The sequence below is a fragment of the Aphanothece hegewaldii CCALA 016 genome (genome assembly GCF_003007785.1).
Lineage (GTDB): Bacteria > Cyanobacteriota > Cyanobacteriia > Cyanobacteriales > Microcystaceae > Chroococcus > Chroococcus hegewaldii.
Window position 1 is genome coordinate 74,101 of the sequence record NZ_PXOH01000018.1, and the last position, 13,389, is coordinate 87,489.

At 38.5% G+C, this 13,389-nt stretch carries 12 protein-coding genes and 1 tRNA gene; 5 read left to right on the plus strand and 8 right to left on the minus strand.

Features of this window, described 5'->3' with window-relative positions:
• Window positions 1-63 precede the first annotated feature (63 nt).
• The 5 genes from ppsA to hpf all read right to left on the minus strand — a co-directional run bounded on the left by ppsA (window position 64) and on the right by hpf (window position 7,731).
• Window positions 64-3,726 carry a phosphoenolpyruvate synthase gene (gene ppsA, locus C7H19_RS15805; RefSeq protein WP_106457891.1) on the minus strand — a complete coding sequence of 1,221 codons (3,663 nt, stop codon included), beginning with the start codon at window positions 3,724-3,726 and terminating at the stop codon, window positions 64-66.
• An 85-nt stretch (window positions 3,727-3,811) separates the two neighbouring features.
• Complete coding sequence (locus C7H19_RS15810) at window positions 3,812-4,804, minus strand: pentapeptide repeat-containing protein (protein ID WP_106457892.1); 993 nt, start codon at window positions 4,802-4,804, stop codon at window positions 3,812-3,814.
• 13 nt (window positions 4,805-4,817) lie between these two features.
• Complete coding sequence (locus tag C7H19_RS15815; protein ID WP_106457893.1) at window positions 4,818-5,993, minus strand: hypothetical protein; 1,176 nt, start codon at window positions 5,991-5,993, stop codon at window positions 4,818-4,820.
• A 96-nt stretch (window positions 5,994-6,089) separates the two neighbouring features.
• On the minus strand, window positions 6,090-6,977 hold the full coding sequence (locus C7H19_RS15820; protein ID WP_106457894.1) for an SDH family Clp fold serine proteinase: 888 nt from the start codon (window positions 6,975-6,977) through the stop codon (window positions 6,090-6,092).
• 130 nt (window positions 6,978-7,107) lie between these two features.
• The gene (hpf, locus tag C7H19_RS15825; protein WP_106457926.1) at window positions 7,108-7,731 is read right to left on the minus strand and encodes a ribosome hibernation-promoting factor, HPF/YfiA family; all 624 of its coding nucleotides are present in this window, start codon (window positions 7,729-7,731) and stop codon (window positions 7,108-7,110) included.
• A gap of 600 nt (window positions 7,732-8,331) precedes the next feature.
• Between hpf and lipB the strand changes: the two genes are divergently transcribed.
• Window positions 8,332-9,009: a lipoyl(octanoyl) transferase LipB gene (lipB, locus tag C7H19_RS15830; RefSeq protein ID WP_106457895.1), complete on the plus strand. Its 678-nt coding sequence runs from the start codon at window positions 8,332-8,334 to the stop codon at window positions 9,007-9,009.
• Here lipB and C7H19_RS15835 read toward each other — a convergent pair.
• On the minus strand, window positions 8,980-9,666 hold the full coding sequence (locus C7H19_RS15835) for a GDSL-type esterase/lipase family protein (protein ID WP_106457927.1): 687 nt from the start codon (window positions 9,664-9,666) through the stop codon (window positions 8,980-8,982). The two genes, lipB and C7H19_RS15835, sit on opposite strands and share 30 nt — an antisense overlap.
• A gap of 210 nt (window positions 9,667-9,876) precedes the next feature.
• Between C7H19_RS15835 and C7H19_RS15840 the strand changes: the two genes are divergently transcribed.
• The 4 genes from C7H19_RS15840 to C7H19_RS15855 all read left to right on the plus strand — a co-directional run bounded on the left by C7H19_RS15840 (window position 9,877) and on the right by C7H19_RS15855 (window position 11,199).
• Entirely contained in the window at window positions 9,877-10,104 is a 228-nt protein-coding gene (locus tag C7H19_RS15840) for a DNA-directed RNA polymerase subunit omega (RefSeq protein WP_106457896.1), read from the plus strand.
• A gap of 4 nt (window positions 10,105-10,108) precedes the next feature.
• Window positions 10,109-10,708, plus strand: a complete 600-nt coding sequence (locus C7H19_RS15845) for a hypothetical protein (protein WP_146136535.1) — start codon at window positions 10,109-10,111, stop codon at window positions 10,706-10,708.
• A gap of 2 nt (window positions 10,709-10,710) precedes the next feature.
• Window positions 10,711-11,079 carry a DUF1818 family protein gene (locus tag C7H19_RS15850; RefSeq protein WP_106457898.1) on the plus strand — a complete coding sequence of 123 codons (369 nt, stop codon included), beginning with the start codon at window positions 10,711-10,713 and terminating at the stop codon, window positions 11,077-11,079.
• A 46-nt stretch (window positions 11,080-11,125) separates the two neighbouring features.
• Window positions 11,126-11,199: transfer RNA gene (locus C7H19_RS15855), tRNA-Pro, on the plus strand.
• A gap of 204 nt (window positions 11,200-11,403) precedes the next feature.
• On the opposite strand, the gene C7H19_RS15860 is transcribed toward C7H19_RS15855, so the two are convergent.
• Both C7H19_RS15860 and C7H19_RS15865 read right to left on the minus strand, forming a co-directional pair.
• A complete protein-coding gene (locus C7H19_RS15860) occupies window positions 11,404-12,153 on the minus strand; it encodes a class I SAM-dependent methyltransferase (RefSeq protein WP_106457899.1) in 750 nt (249 codons plus the stop codon).
• Window positions 12,154-12,197: 44 nt separating this feature from the next.
• On the minus strand, window positions 12,198-13,316 hold the full coding sequence (locus C7H19_RS15865) for an iron-containing redox enzyme family protein (RefSeq protein ID WP_219907662.1): 1,119 nt from the start codon (window positions 13,314-13,316) through the stop codon (window positions 12,198-12,200).
• Between the last annotated feature and the right edge of the window lie 73 nt (window positions 13,317-13,389).

Below are 13,389 nucleotides of genomic sequence, written 5' to 3' on the forward strand. Positions count from 1 at the left end.
GTGTAGGGATTTGGTTCCCTTTCAACAAGGGGAAAGGATTTGGTTTCCAAACCCTAAATTTTTCTAATGCTCTTTCTCTACTTCTGCAACCATTAATAAAGTTTTCAAGACAGAATCAGGATTCAAACTCATAGAATCAATCCCCAATTCAACGAGAAATTTAGCAAATTCGGGATAATCGCTTGGTGCTTGACCACAAATACCAATCTTACGCCCTTTTGCTTTAGCTGTTTCAATCGCCATTCTAACCATACGTTTTACCCCTTCATCTCGCTCATCAAATAGATGGGAAACTAAAGCAGAATCTCGATCAATACCTAATGTTAACTGAGTTAGATCATTAGAACCAATGGAAAAACCGTCGAAGATTTCAGCAAAGCGATCGGCTAAAATAACATTACTGGGCAATTCACACATCACATAAACTTGTAAGCCATTTTCACCCTGTTTTAGTCCATGTTTAGCCATTTCTGCAAGCACTCGTTTACCTTCAGAGGGAGTGCGACAAAACGGAATCATCGGAATAACATTCGTTAACCCCATTTCATCCCGAACTATTTTCATCCCTTTACACTCAAGTGCGAATGCTTCTTGATAAGCTGGATCATAATAACGCGCTGCACCACGCCATCCTAACATCGGGTTTTCTTCTTCGGGTTCAAACTGACGACCTCCTAAAAGATTGGCATACTCGTTAGACTTAAAGTCAGACATTCGCACAATGACCGGTTTGGGATAAAATGCGGCCGCAATCATCGAAATACCCCGCGCTAGTTTATCGATGAAAAATTGTGGTTTATCCTCGTAATGCTTCGTAATTTCGGCGATTTCTGCTTGTATAGACTTGTCTTTTAATTGATCAAATTTTAGCAACGCCATCGGGTGAATTTGGATATGATTAGCGATAATAAACTCTAATCGGGCTAAACCTACGCCATCTGACGGAAAACTCGCAAAAGAAAAAGCTTGCTCAGGGTTGCCAACGTTCATTAAAATTTGAGTTCGTGTCCGAGGTAAGTTATCTAAAGCAGTTTCCTTAATCTCGAATGATAACAACCCCTCATATACTTTTCCTTCCTCCCCTTCACAACAAGATACCGTCAATTCTTGACCAGTGCGAAGAAGTTCTGTAGCTTGGTTACTACCTACGATCGCAGGAAGTCCCATCTCACGCGCTATGATTGCTGCATGGCAATTACAGACAATAACTGGCGTATATTTACTGGTGAAAACGACATAATTATGATGGTTGGCTACAGTGATATTGTATACGTCTGCTGGTGTTTCATCCTCGACTAAGATCACTCGCTGCATCCGCGTATCACCCGCTAAAAGTTCCTCGTGTTGACCTGTTTTTTGTAACAACTTATCGGAAATCAAATAATTATTGAGCTTTCTGTGTTTAAATTGTCCAAGTACATCATCACCGAGTAGCTGATTTGCTGCAAAGAAACGAGTTTGTATCGTTCTGGGTGTAATCGTTCCTTTAACGCGCTGAGTTCGTTTTAAGATTTCTTCTACTTGTTCGACTAGCTGCACATTGTAGATGTTTCTGTTGCGGGTGACTTGAGGAACTGTGTTAATTTTGAGGCAAGCAACGATAATCGCTTGTAAAAGATGTTCTTCACTAACATAAATATTAATGCGATTCTTGGAGTAACAACCATCTCCATCAATGACACCCGCTAGGAAATGATAAGAAACTTCTGGAGGACTATTGAGTAAAGTTCTTACAATATTTTGCTCTTGCTCGTGTAAAGCATAAGCAATTTGTTTAGAATGAAGTCGATAGGCTGTGGCTTCTCCTACGACTAACTGTCCTCGAATATAGCCTGAAGATGGTTTTTTGGGATAAGGAACGAAAGATTTACCATAAAGCGAGGTCATGTTGTCATTCATCGTAGCAATGAAAGCTTGCTTTTCTGGTACATCTTTTTGGATAAACTGAACTTCTCCACGCGTGCGACTTAGATAAATCGAACCATCTGTTAATAGTCCACCCAATAAGTAAGCTAATTGATGTTTTTGATGTGTACTTTGGCTTAATTCTGGTATATGCTGGGCAATTACGACCATTTCTCGCTCAATCAGCATATCTTGAATTTCAGTTTTTACATATTCACCCCTTTTAATATTAATCATTTTGTGGTCACGAGTCAGATGCAGGGTGTTATCAACTATTGTCCCTGTTTGCGAGACACTGACACCGATTAAGTTAGACTGTCTTTTCATCGAATCGATAATCGGTTTCCACTCAATTTTATGAGTTTTAGTATTTAATGAAAGCGTTGATAGACCCTCGTGACCTTCTGTATAAATTTGTTGTAAGGTCATAAAACCTTGATTAGTCAGAATTTTAGTATCGCCCGCAAAACAGGTTCTACCCCCAGAGTCCGTAATAACCGCGCTGGCCTGTTTCATGATGGGTTCCCAGTCGGGGTCTGTGCGTTTGGTGACTAAAACCTCTCCTGGTTGGAATTGATCAATTTGTGAGGGTTCTAGGATAACTCGTGCTTTTCCTTGTCCAATGGCAGCCCCAACACTACGACCTGTGGCTAAAACTTTGCTACGTTGTTTAAGTTGATAGATCCGCAGAACATTGGTTGCTTTATTTGATTGTACGGTTTCGGGACGCGCTTGTACGATGTATAGGTCGCCTGTGAGTCCGTCTTTTGCCCATTCGATATCCATCGGGCTGTAGGTTCCTCTCACGTTTGAGTAATGATCTTCGATTTGAATCGCCCAACGTGCTAGGGTTAATATCTCTTCATCATTTAAACAGAATTTATCTCGATCGCTCCGACGGACTTCTACATTCTTCGTTAGTTTGGTTCCACCCGTGTCATAAACCATTTTCAGGGCTTTACTACCAAGACGTTTTTCTAAGATGGGTTTATAGCCTTCTTTTAAGGTTGGTTTAAAAACAAAGTATTCATCTGGGTTGACATTACCTTGTACGACGTTTTCGCCTAACCCATAAGCGGCGGTAATGAGGGCTGCGTTTTTAAATCCTGTTTCAGTATCAATGGAGAACATTACCCCAGAAGTCGCTAAGTCGGAACGTATCATCTTTTGTACACCGACGGAAATGGCAACCGAAAAATGATCGAAGTGATTATGATGACGATAGCTTATAGCGCGATCGGTAAATAGAGAAGCAAAGCATTTATGACACGCTTCTAAAACGCCTCTAATTCCCTGTACATTAAGATAAGTTTCCTGTTGTCCCGCAAAACTCGCATCCGGTAAATCTTCGGCTGTCGCGCTCGATCTTACGGCTACATCGACACATTTTTCGATATATTTTGTCTCGGTATTTTCGCAGTTTAAATCCCCACAACCATAGCGATCGCCTAATACTCCATAAGCATAAGCAATTGATTTTGTCAAGTCATCTGGAAAAGGTGTATTTAAAATTAATGTTCTTGCCTGTTGGCCTCTTTCTTGTAAATTTTTAACATCATTTACATCTAAATCTTGAAAAAGTTTTCGTAATTTATCTTCTAAACCAGCCGATTCGATAAAGTAATGATAAGCATGAGCAGTTGTCGCAAAACCCGTGGGTACATTAATTCCTTTGGGTGTTAATTGTTGAATCATTTCGCCAAGTGAGGAATTTTTCCCCCCCACTAAATCAACATCTTTACTATTAACTTCTTCAAACCAAAGAATTAATGCATTTTCTCTAGAGGCTAGAGTCGTAGGTTCAAATGAGGAGATGACCATAAGAATTTAAACTCCTAGGCTTTAATTTCTCTAGTCTAACGAGTTTTTTTAGTAATGATCCCCAGTTTTTTAATATTTATTTACATCAATTATTAATTCTGCCATCTGGCATCGTAGCACCTCGTAAATTTACGCCAGTTAGGTTAGCACTCATTAATTCTGCGCGAGTCAAATTTGCATTTCTTAGATCAGCCCCCGTTAAATTGGCTCTAGCAAAAAACACTTCTACTAATTCCGCTTCTGTAAAATTAGCTCCCGATAAATTAGCTCGACTGAGATCGGCATGATTCATTCTAGCCATACTAAAATTAGCTTGACTTAAATTGGCTCTACTAAGCATAACATGTGTCATAATCGCACTTTGGAAATTCACTCCCATAACTTCGGCGTGCATCATTTTAGCGCGAACTAAGTTAGCCCCAGAAAAATTAGCACCGACTAATTTAGCTCCCATTAAATTAGCATCAGTTAATAAAGCTCCTTTAAGATTTGCATGACTTAAATCTGCTTTTCGTAAATCGCAATCTCTCAGATTCACTTCTTTTAAATTAGCTCCACTTAAATTAGCCCTTGTTAAATCAACTCCTTTCATATTTGCGCCTTGTAAATCGGCTTTATATAAATTAGCCGCCTGTAAATTAGTGTTATAACTTTTCTTTTCTTGACGCATATTTGTCGCTCGTAAACAAGCACCTGTTAAATTCGCTCCACTGAGGTCGGCTCCTCGCAAATCAGCACCCGCTAAGTTAGCATCTAATAAAATTGCTAAAGTAATATCTGTTTCTCTTAAATTAGCTCCCTGCAATAAAACACCATGTAAATTAGCACTTCGTAAATCTGCTCCACTTAAATCGGATTGATTTAAACTTGCACCGCTTAAATTCGCACCCGCTAAATTAGCTTGCGATAAGTTGGCTCGATTTAGATAAGCAAATAGTAAGTTTGCGCTATGTAAATCAGCTTCATTTAAGGATATCCCAATTAAATCGGCACCAACTAAGTTAATCCCGGCTAATTTTAATCCACTAAAAATCGTTTCACCAGACGCATATCTCTCGATCAGTTCATTGGGTTTCATTCGGGATATATCCTCATAAAATACGTTGTAAAGCTTGAACAATAATTCCCGCAGTTTGCACATTAGTATCGGGATCGTTGAGCATTTTTGCTGCTGCATAAAGTCGAGATTCAATCTCTTTTAAGGTGCGATCTTTTTGAATTAATTGCTCTAGCAAATCATCTAATGTCATACTTCCAAGTGTTGACCAATCTTGTCCGCTTTGATCCCAAGGATGAAAAAGTACAGAATATAAAATAATTTTAGCTCTTAGAGGGTTTGTATATTGCATAATATCTAAGCGCAATTCAAAAGGATCATAATCTCGACTTTTAGACGCTGTAACTGTTACAGGAGGCGTTACTGGTAGTACAATATTCACTTCTGTTTTTAAATCTTGAAAGTCAATGATTGATGTTTCTACTGATTTTTGTGATGGATTTAGCTCCTGTTTAACATGAATAATTTGAGTATCATAAACTTGAGCTTCGTCGATATTGACTGTTTTTTGATGCCCATTAGCTAAATTTACTTGAACATACAGGCTGTCCATTTGTCTAATAATTAAATCAGCAATGGCTACATATAATGTTTTTTTATTAATATTTTCTGCAATGCGATATAAACTCTCTTTTAATTTATTTTTAGTTGTATTACTTTGGCGCAATTCCCAAATTAAATTTTTTAGTCCATAACTATCAATAATGGCTGAGTTATTTTCCCATTTATTTTTAGTGGTGGCAAAAATCAACTTTTTCAATCGTTCAACTTCTTGATGATTTGCTAAATAATTGGTAATTTTTTCTAAAATAATTTGTTCTTCACTCAGTTCTTGTTCAATCTCTAATTCTGTATTAGGATTTGTATCAAATTCTGATGGAACAAATTCGGTTTTATGAATCGATGGCGACGGGGTATTATATAGTTTACCAACTTCATCAATAATAACTTTAGCGACGACCGCATAAACTTTGGGACGATTCAATGTTTTAACCAGTTTATAAACGGAAAAAGTTAATTGATCACTAGATGGCCTTAAATCAATTAATTCTTGTAGTAATTCTTCTGTAGATACACGATTAACAATATTTGGATCATTTTCCCAATATTTTTTACAAAGGCAAAAAATAAGTTTTTTAATCCGAAGAGTCTCTTCATGAGTATCTAGATATTGAACGACTTCATCGAAGACGTTTGCTGACAGTTGCATAGTAACCTCAAAGAAGCAGTGAGCGATAGTCTCTTCCTCTATATGAAGAGTACCCATTTATCGCTTAAGATTAACTGCTTTGGTCAGGTAATTTGATCAAGAGGTGGGTTTTTCTGGTATGGGACGGCCTTTGGTTTCAGGAAGAGCGGGTAATGGTTGATAGGGCATCGGTATATACTGAACTGAAGGGCGACCGCCTTGAGGTTGGGGGTATAATTCCATTAAATCGTAGATTGATTTTGGTAGTCCTACGGTGATGGGAAGTCCTAAACTGGTTGCTTCTTCGACGGTAATTGGGCAATCATGGGTAATTTGTCCAGTCGTCAGTTTATCGATAATGGTTTCGACGTTGTGGGGCGCGATTTTAGGTTGAGGGATGTCATCGAGTAAGAGTGTTCTGACAAATCTCTGTACTTGTGCAACTGCTTTTTTGGCTAAATCTGCCATCATGAGGGTTTGATCATCGATTTTATCAATGGATTTGCGATCGACGACGGAAAGAATACTTGCTGCTGCCATGTTACCTAATTGGGGGTCAACTGGTCCTAAAACGGCGTTGGCATCCATAACGATTTCGTCTGAAGCGAGCGCTAACATGGTTCCACCACTCATGGCGTAATGTGGAATAAAAACGGTTACTTTAGCTGGATGTCGAATTAATGCCCTGGCGATTTGTTCAGTGGCGAGAACTAATCCCCCTGGTGTATGTAAGATTAAATCAATAGGAATATTGGGCGGTGTGAAACGGATGGCGCGTAAAACCTGTTCGGAATCTTCGATAGAAATATAGCGTGATAAAGGTATTCCCAGAAGACTAATTGATTCTTGACGGTGAATGAGCAGAATAACTCGGCTAAGTCTTGTTTGTTCAAAGGTTTGTAGGGTGCGAATACGTTGGAATTCTACCCGACGACGCTGCACAATGGGTTGAATTGCTGAAAAAAGAAAGAATATTCCGATGATTTCACCAAGACCAAATGTCATAATCTTTTTTTGTAAAAATTGTGGATTTTAAGACCAATTTTATTTTTAACACGAGAAAATAGGGGAAAAGCTCACTCTAAAGATTCATCTTTTTCCCCTACGTTTAATGAACTATCCACTACAAAACTGTTTAGGCTTCTTTGCCGTTTCCATTACCGTTACTATGTCCATTACCGTTGGCTGAACGAGGTTGAATTACGCCATAGCCTCCATGATTTCGACTGTAAATCACATTAATTTCGTGGCTATCTCGGTTTAAGAACATATAAAAATCATGATCGACTAATTGAAGTTGTACTAATGCTTCTTCGATGGACATCGGCGGCATGGCAAAATATTTCATTCTGATGACTTCTTGTGGAAGTTCAGGGCTTCGTGTGCCAATTAAATCGGGTTGGGTTGCTACTTCTTCTGTTCCTATCTCACCTGCATGAAGTAGTACATGATTTTTCTTATCTTGATGACGTTCTTTATATTTACGAAGTTGTCGAGCAATTTTATCAGACACTAAATCGATACTTGCATACAAATTTTCACTACCTTCTTGCGCTCTAATGACGGTTCCGTTTGCATATACGGTGACTTCTGCTTTATGTCTATCAGCAATTCGCGCATTTCTTTCTACTGATAAATGTACATCTACTTTGGTGGTTATTGCTTGAAAATGTTTAACCGCTTTTTCTAGTTTCTCCTCTACATAATCATGAATCGCCTCAGTAACAGTAATATTGTTGCCCTGAATTAAAAGCTTCATAATTGATGGCTCCATCTTTAATCTATTTTTCAGTTAGGTGGAAAAGCTTGATTGATCCGTAAGAGTGATTAATTTTCACTGTCTTTTTAGGTTATACAATCAATATAGTATTAACCCAATGTTTACCCTTAAATCTGATAACTTGTTTTTCGTTCTTGCCTCAAATGTATGTAAAACAGCTAATTGCAAAAGGGGATCGAGCATAGATCAATGAGCAACTATGATTCAATCAACATTTTGTAGTAGTGGATAACGGAGATAATTTGAGGTTAGATGATCATTTTTACTCTATTTCTGATTTTTTGAGTTTTTTCGCCTAGAAGGATGTAGATGCCTCTCTTCTCTTTTTAGTTTTATTCTAAACCATTTTGCAATATTTGTCTCTAAATTAATTGGGATATCTAGATTAAGGGATTGCAACAAATGAGTGATCCTCCAAATGGATTCGATATTTTTAGATTAGCATTATGTTGTCTGGATAACATCGCTTTTTACGGTCTTTTTATTTTCCTTTGCATCCTTTTACATTCGTTAACAATATTCATCAGTTAGAATTATAGTTTTAAGACAATCTTGTTGTATTTTGTGTAAATTTACTCAATGAAAGCCTTTTCTTCCCAAAGACAATGCTTAGTGAAAATAGAGGGCTTAGTCCCTTATACTAAAACATGGTCAGAACAGCGATCGCTTGTTGCTCAACGATTGGCTGATCCAACTTTAGATGACATCCTGCTTTTACTCGAACACTTTCCAGTTTACACACTCGGCACAGGCGCAAATCTTAAGTTTCTTAAATTTGATCCCACTCACACGACAAAGGAAATCTACCGCGTTGAAAGAGGGGGCGAGGTGACTTATCATTGTCCTGGGCAGTTGGTTGGTTATCCAATCCTTAATCTACGTTACTATCAACAAGATTTACACTGGTATCTACGACAACTCGAAGAAGTGATTATTCAATTGCTCAAGGGATATCATTTAGATGGACACAGAATTACTGGTTTGACGGGTGTCTGGGTTGAAGGGTACAAAGTTGCAGCCATTGGAATTAAAGTAACTCGCTGGATCACAATGCACGGTTTTTCGATTAATGTTTGTCCAGATTTAACGGGGTTTGCTTCGATTATTCCCTGTGGGATAGAAGATAAACCCGTCGGTAGTCTCATTCAGTTTCTCCCCCATCTCACTTTAGAGGAAGTTCGTGAAGATTTGTTAAGGTGTTTTGCTCAGGTGTTTGAGGTAAATTTATTAAAGATTGGCGAAAGCTTCCCAGTCTAAAACATCTTCTAAAATGGCTTGATAACCTTGTGTGTTAGGATGTAGTCCATCATCACTCAGTTGCGATCGTCCCCAATCTTTCCCTCTAGCCATCCACAGTTCAAATAAATCTAGATAAGGAATATTTTTCTCTAAACAGGCTTTTTTCGCGGCTTCTTTATAACGATATTGGTCAAAATGATTATAGTATAAGCAATTCATAAAAGGCATTTTGCTTTCATCGACGGGAATCATACCGACAAAAAGCACTGGACAGAGTTCTTGTGCTAAAATTAAGAGTTTACTTATTTGTAAGATGTAGGTTTCAAAATCCGTAAACGACTTACCATTACAACGACTCAATCTTGCTGAGTCATTTAAACCCACTGAAAGAATAATTAAGTCAGGGACTTTGTTTTTTAGTTCTCCACGCAGACGAAATTCTTGTTCGAGTCTCTCTGATACTTGAATAACGCGATCGCCTCTTATCCCCAAATTATATAGGGTATGATCTGCGCTTTCTCTTCCCATCCACTGACGGCGTAAACGTTCGATCCATCCTCCCCCCTGGGGATCTCCGTAACCGTATACTAAACTATCTCCTAATGCAACAATTTTGAGAGGTTGTTTTTGAAAAGATCGATGAGTAAGCTGATTGGGAGTCGCCAAGGTTTGCATAAAATGATCACCATTCACCATTTTCTTAACAATAATACATAAAAATATTTCTAAACATTTCTAAATATTTCTAAATATTTTTCGTGGGAATCATTATATTACATTGGCCGCTTTGATGGAAATATCTGTATCTGTGAACAAATCATCCGTCAAACCGTCTTTGAAGTGAGCTACAATACAGGTCTACTCCATTAACCAACCCTTGCGTCTATGCAAAAAAGACATACTTTTGATTCATCTCACATTATGTATCGTGCTGACGAGTTAATGAAAGCCGCGTCAAATCGATATCGTATTACAGTACAAGTGGCTAACCGTGCGAAACGCCGTCGTTACGAAGAAGTAGATGGTATTGATGATCCGATGATGAAACCAGCAATCCGCGCTATTATTGAAATGTCCGATGAATTGACACAACCCGAAATTATTGGCGACTAGGTTAATGAAGAAAAGCAAATTGGTCAAACGTTTTTGGCCATTCTTCAAAAGATTTATGGGGGTGGCTCTTGGGTTATCCCTATCGTTTTGGACAGGACATTTAACCCACGCACAATCGCTTCGTCCTGAATATGTCGCAAATATCGTTTATCAACGTCTTCCTGAGATTCCGAAAGAAAATCAATACATCCGTCAATCAACGAAGGAAGTCGATCCAGATAATACGCTGATTAGTCGCCTGATTCGCTACAATCAGGATGTACAAAAGCGTCCTGTACGTTATCGTCTGGATTGGAAATTAGCCTTTGCCGATTATTTGGGGGCAAATGAGCCCGTTAAAGAGGAACGATATCCAGGCAGAAATACTTTAACAGTTAATCCATACAAAAAAGATTTAGAAGTGATTCGGAGTCTTAACCGTCGTCAACGGAATGAATTAGTAAATATTATAGCTAGTGTTTATAATCCTCCAGCGTCTCAGTCTGAAACCCCGCAACCGACACCTCAATCATCTCCTCAACCAACTCCGCAACCGTCTCCTCCTACAGCACCCCAAAAACCAACTTTTTCTCAACCTGGTGACTCTCAGTTATTAAAACCGTAGAAATGCAACAACGTCTACTCAAACAAGGGGAACAATGGCGTATTGGCTGGAATCCTAACACAGATGTGTATAAGGGGTTAGTGGGGACAAAAGATTGGGCGATCGAATTGACAGAAGTTGAGTTTCTTGATTTTTGTCGTTTATTTTCTCAACTTGCCCAAACGATGGAATATATGTCACAAGAATTGATGGATCAAGAAAAAATCGCCTGTGAAGCGGAAAGTCAGCTAATTTGGCTAGAAGTAGAAGGCTTTCCTTATGCTTATTCTCTGAGACTCTTGCTTAATGAGGGTCGTCGATGCGAAGGATATTGGTCAGAAGAAGCAACAAAAGAATTATTACAAGCGGTTCAAACAATTTTTGTTTTTTAGTTGCTTTTTTCCCCCTCTTTAGGTTATAGTTATAAATCGTTGACATCGGGGCGTAGCGCAGCTTGGTAGCGCACTACTTTGGGGTAGTAGGGGTCGTGAGTTCGAATCTCGCCGCTCCGATTTTAAAACAATAGCTCACAAAGCAGGTTTGGTAAGATTACCAACGGTTTTGGAACCTCGGATGAGTGCTAAAAATTCATTTGAGGTTGAGTCATTTTTGAGCAGTTTGGTTATGAGCGTAATTAATCGAATAGTCGAGGTATTTAAACTACCTCAACTTACTGTTTTTATCTAATGTCCTGTAAAGAACTTCAAACACAGAATTTAGAGTGCTGTCATCACTTTGAGCAATTCTGACGATAAATCAAGATTAAAAGGTGATTGCTTTTTAAATAAAACACCAGCTAAAAAATAGATCTTTTGAGAGTAGAAAGCTTTACCTTCTTTTTGCAATTCTTCGATCCGTTGTCTGACTTTGGGTTCAGAACTATAATAACCAAATTGTAGAGGCGAAATCATAAAATCAACAACTTCATAGCCTTGAGCTTGTGCGTATTCAATGGTTTCTATCGGGTTAGAATAAGCTGAAATCATTAACAAAACATTCTCACAACCCATTGAAAGTAATTGCATTGTAATTCCTGCTCCATCTACTCCACCATGTAAAGCAGGCATACAAATATCATTATCAATGGCTGGCAGATAAGGCGGATTAGCGATTAAATAAGTTGCGTTTGACTGCTCGAAACCTTCAAAAAAACATTGATTGTGAACGGTATATTTACCACTAAGATTGTATTGCTTAATCCTACTTTGAGCTAATTTACAAGCTACTGGATTTAACTCATATCCATGAATCATCCCCGTAAAATGGGATTTTAATAAACTGCTAATTACAGGACTTCCATCACCTGCCCCAAACTCAATTACTTCTTCTTGTTCAAAACATTGATTGAGTACCATTTTTTCAATGCAATGAGCATAAAATTGAGATTCTTCTGGACAGAAAAATACTTCGTTAGGGGAATAAGAGACGGTATCGGCAGCTACAGCGATTTGTGATTTTAGTAACATAGGATTAAGTAAGAAAAAAGCGGTAAGAAATAAATAGTGAAAGATTAATACTGAATGTCTGAACGGATTTCGGCATTTTTAATAAGCTGCATCACGACGGAACCCGCGCGATCGCCCATTAATTTCTCTTGGTCATAGCCTAGAAGCAGTTCCCAAGCTTGATCCGGGTAGTGTTCAGCTAAAGGTAGGGCGACATTATGTAACATCCATTGTCCATGACGCTCGTCTTCGCGTATATGGAGTTCCCAGTAACCCATTGCTTGATCCGACAGGTTCAACCGTTGCGCGGCTGCCATATAGTCTTTGTATGCCGAGGGGCCATAGATTTCAAAATAAGTAAAACCGCCGTTATAGCGAAGAAAATTCCGCTTTCTTTGGGTTAATAGGAAATTATGGTTAATCGATGCTAAAACTTCCCAAGGAACAAGATCTAAGTAATTTTCTGGTTCGGGATTGAGTCCCAATTCTTCCATCATCTGAGCGAAAAATGTCGAATGTTTCCGAGTGAGACGACCATTTCCGTACTCCTCAATTAGTACACGTATGAGCGTTGCTTGTACTTCGTTACTTGCTCCACCCAAAATGTGACACAGACGGCTAGACTCAACTAAACCATCGAGTGAGACGATCGCAATCAAATGACGATAACCCGCTAATGTCATTTCTTCTCGGATATATCGCTTATTTTCCGATAGAGGTGGGTTTAAATCAGCATCACCACGTTGAATTAAAGCTTGTCTAACATCCTGCTTTTTCAGAGATTCTACATCGATTTGGGCTAATTCCCAAGCTTGCCAAACGTCCTCGATGCGATCGCGTACCCATTGCAAATAAGTTGAGCGTTCATTTGTATATTGATTTAAGTCGCTATACCAAAAAAAGTTTAGGCGATTAATACGATAAAGTGTGCGGTGCAAAAAGAGATTTGCTGCATCTGAGCGAGATGATTTTTCTGTGTAAGCGACTGTTAATGCAGAACTAAGCGCAGCCTCAAAACATTGATTTAAGTCGGGTTGACTCAATAGCTGCTGATCTAAATTTTCAGTGGTTAGCAGCTTAATAAATTGCTGTTCTGCTTCTGCATAGTTAGGCGTTTGAAAATCAACTGATGTATTCCTAAATATATTTTTGGGTAAGGGCTTAAAATACCGCGTTTCCATCATGTAAGAGTTGTATAAACATTGCTTTAGATATATGTTAAATACAATGAAACAATTAAAACCTCTTGCCAAAGTC

What these genes read in the sequence shown, in the direction of transcription:
- ppsA (WP_106457891.1), bottom strand. Translation starts at nt 3,726, where the DNA reads ATGGTCATCTCCTCATTTGAACCTACGACTCTAGCCTCTAGAGAAAAT.
- C7H19_RS15810 (WP_106457892.1), bottom strand. Translation starts at nt 4,804, where the DNA reads ATGAAACCCAATGAACTGATCGAGAGATATGCGTCTGGTGAAACGATT.
- C7H19_RS15815 (WP_106457893.1), bottom strand. Translation starts at nt 5,993, where the DNA reads ATGCAACTGTCAGCAAACGTCTTCGATGAAGTCGTTCAATATCTAGAT.
- C7H19_RS15820 (WP_106457894.1), bottom strand. Translation starts at nt 6,977, where the DNA reads ATGACATTTGGTCTTGGTGAAATCATCGGAATATTCTTTCTTTTTTCA.
- hpf (WP_106457926.1), bottom strand. Translation starts at nt 7,731, where the DNA reads ATGAAGCTTTTAATTCAGGGCAACAATATTACTGTTACTGAGGCGATT.
- lipB (WP_106457895.1), top strand. Translation starts at nt 8,332, where the DNA reads ATGAAAGCCTTTTCTTCCCAAAGACAATGCTTAGTGAAAATAGAGGGC.
- C7H19_RS15835 (WP_106457927.1), bottom strand. Translation starts at nt 9,666, where the DNA reads ATGCAAACCTTGGCGACTCCCAATCAGCTTACTCATCGATCTTTTCAA.
- C7H19_RS15840 (WP_106457896.1), top strand. Translation starts at nt 9,877, where the DNA reads ATGCAAAAAAGACATACTTTTGATTCATCTCACATTATGTATCGTGCT.
- C7H19_RS15845 (WP_146136535.1), top strand. Translation starts at nt 10,109, where the DNA reads ATGAAGAAAAGCAAATTGGTCAAACGTTTTTGGCCATTCTTCAAAAGA.
- C7H19_RS15850 (WP_106457898.1), top strand. Translation starts at nt 10,711, where the DNA reads ATGCAACAACGTCTACTCAAACAAGGGGAACAATGGCGTATTGGCTGG.
- C7H19_RS15860 (WP_106457899.1), bottom strand. Translation starts at nt 12,153, where the DNA reads ATGTTACTAAAATCACAAATCGCTGTAGCTGCCGATACCGTCTCTTAT.
- C7H19_RS15865 (WP_219907662.1), bottom strand. Translation starts at nt 13,316, where the DNA reads ATGATGGAAACGCGGTATTTTAAGCCCTTACCCAAAAATATATTTAGG.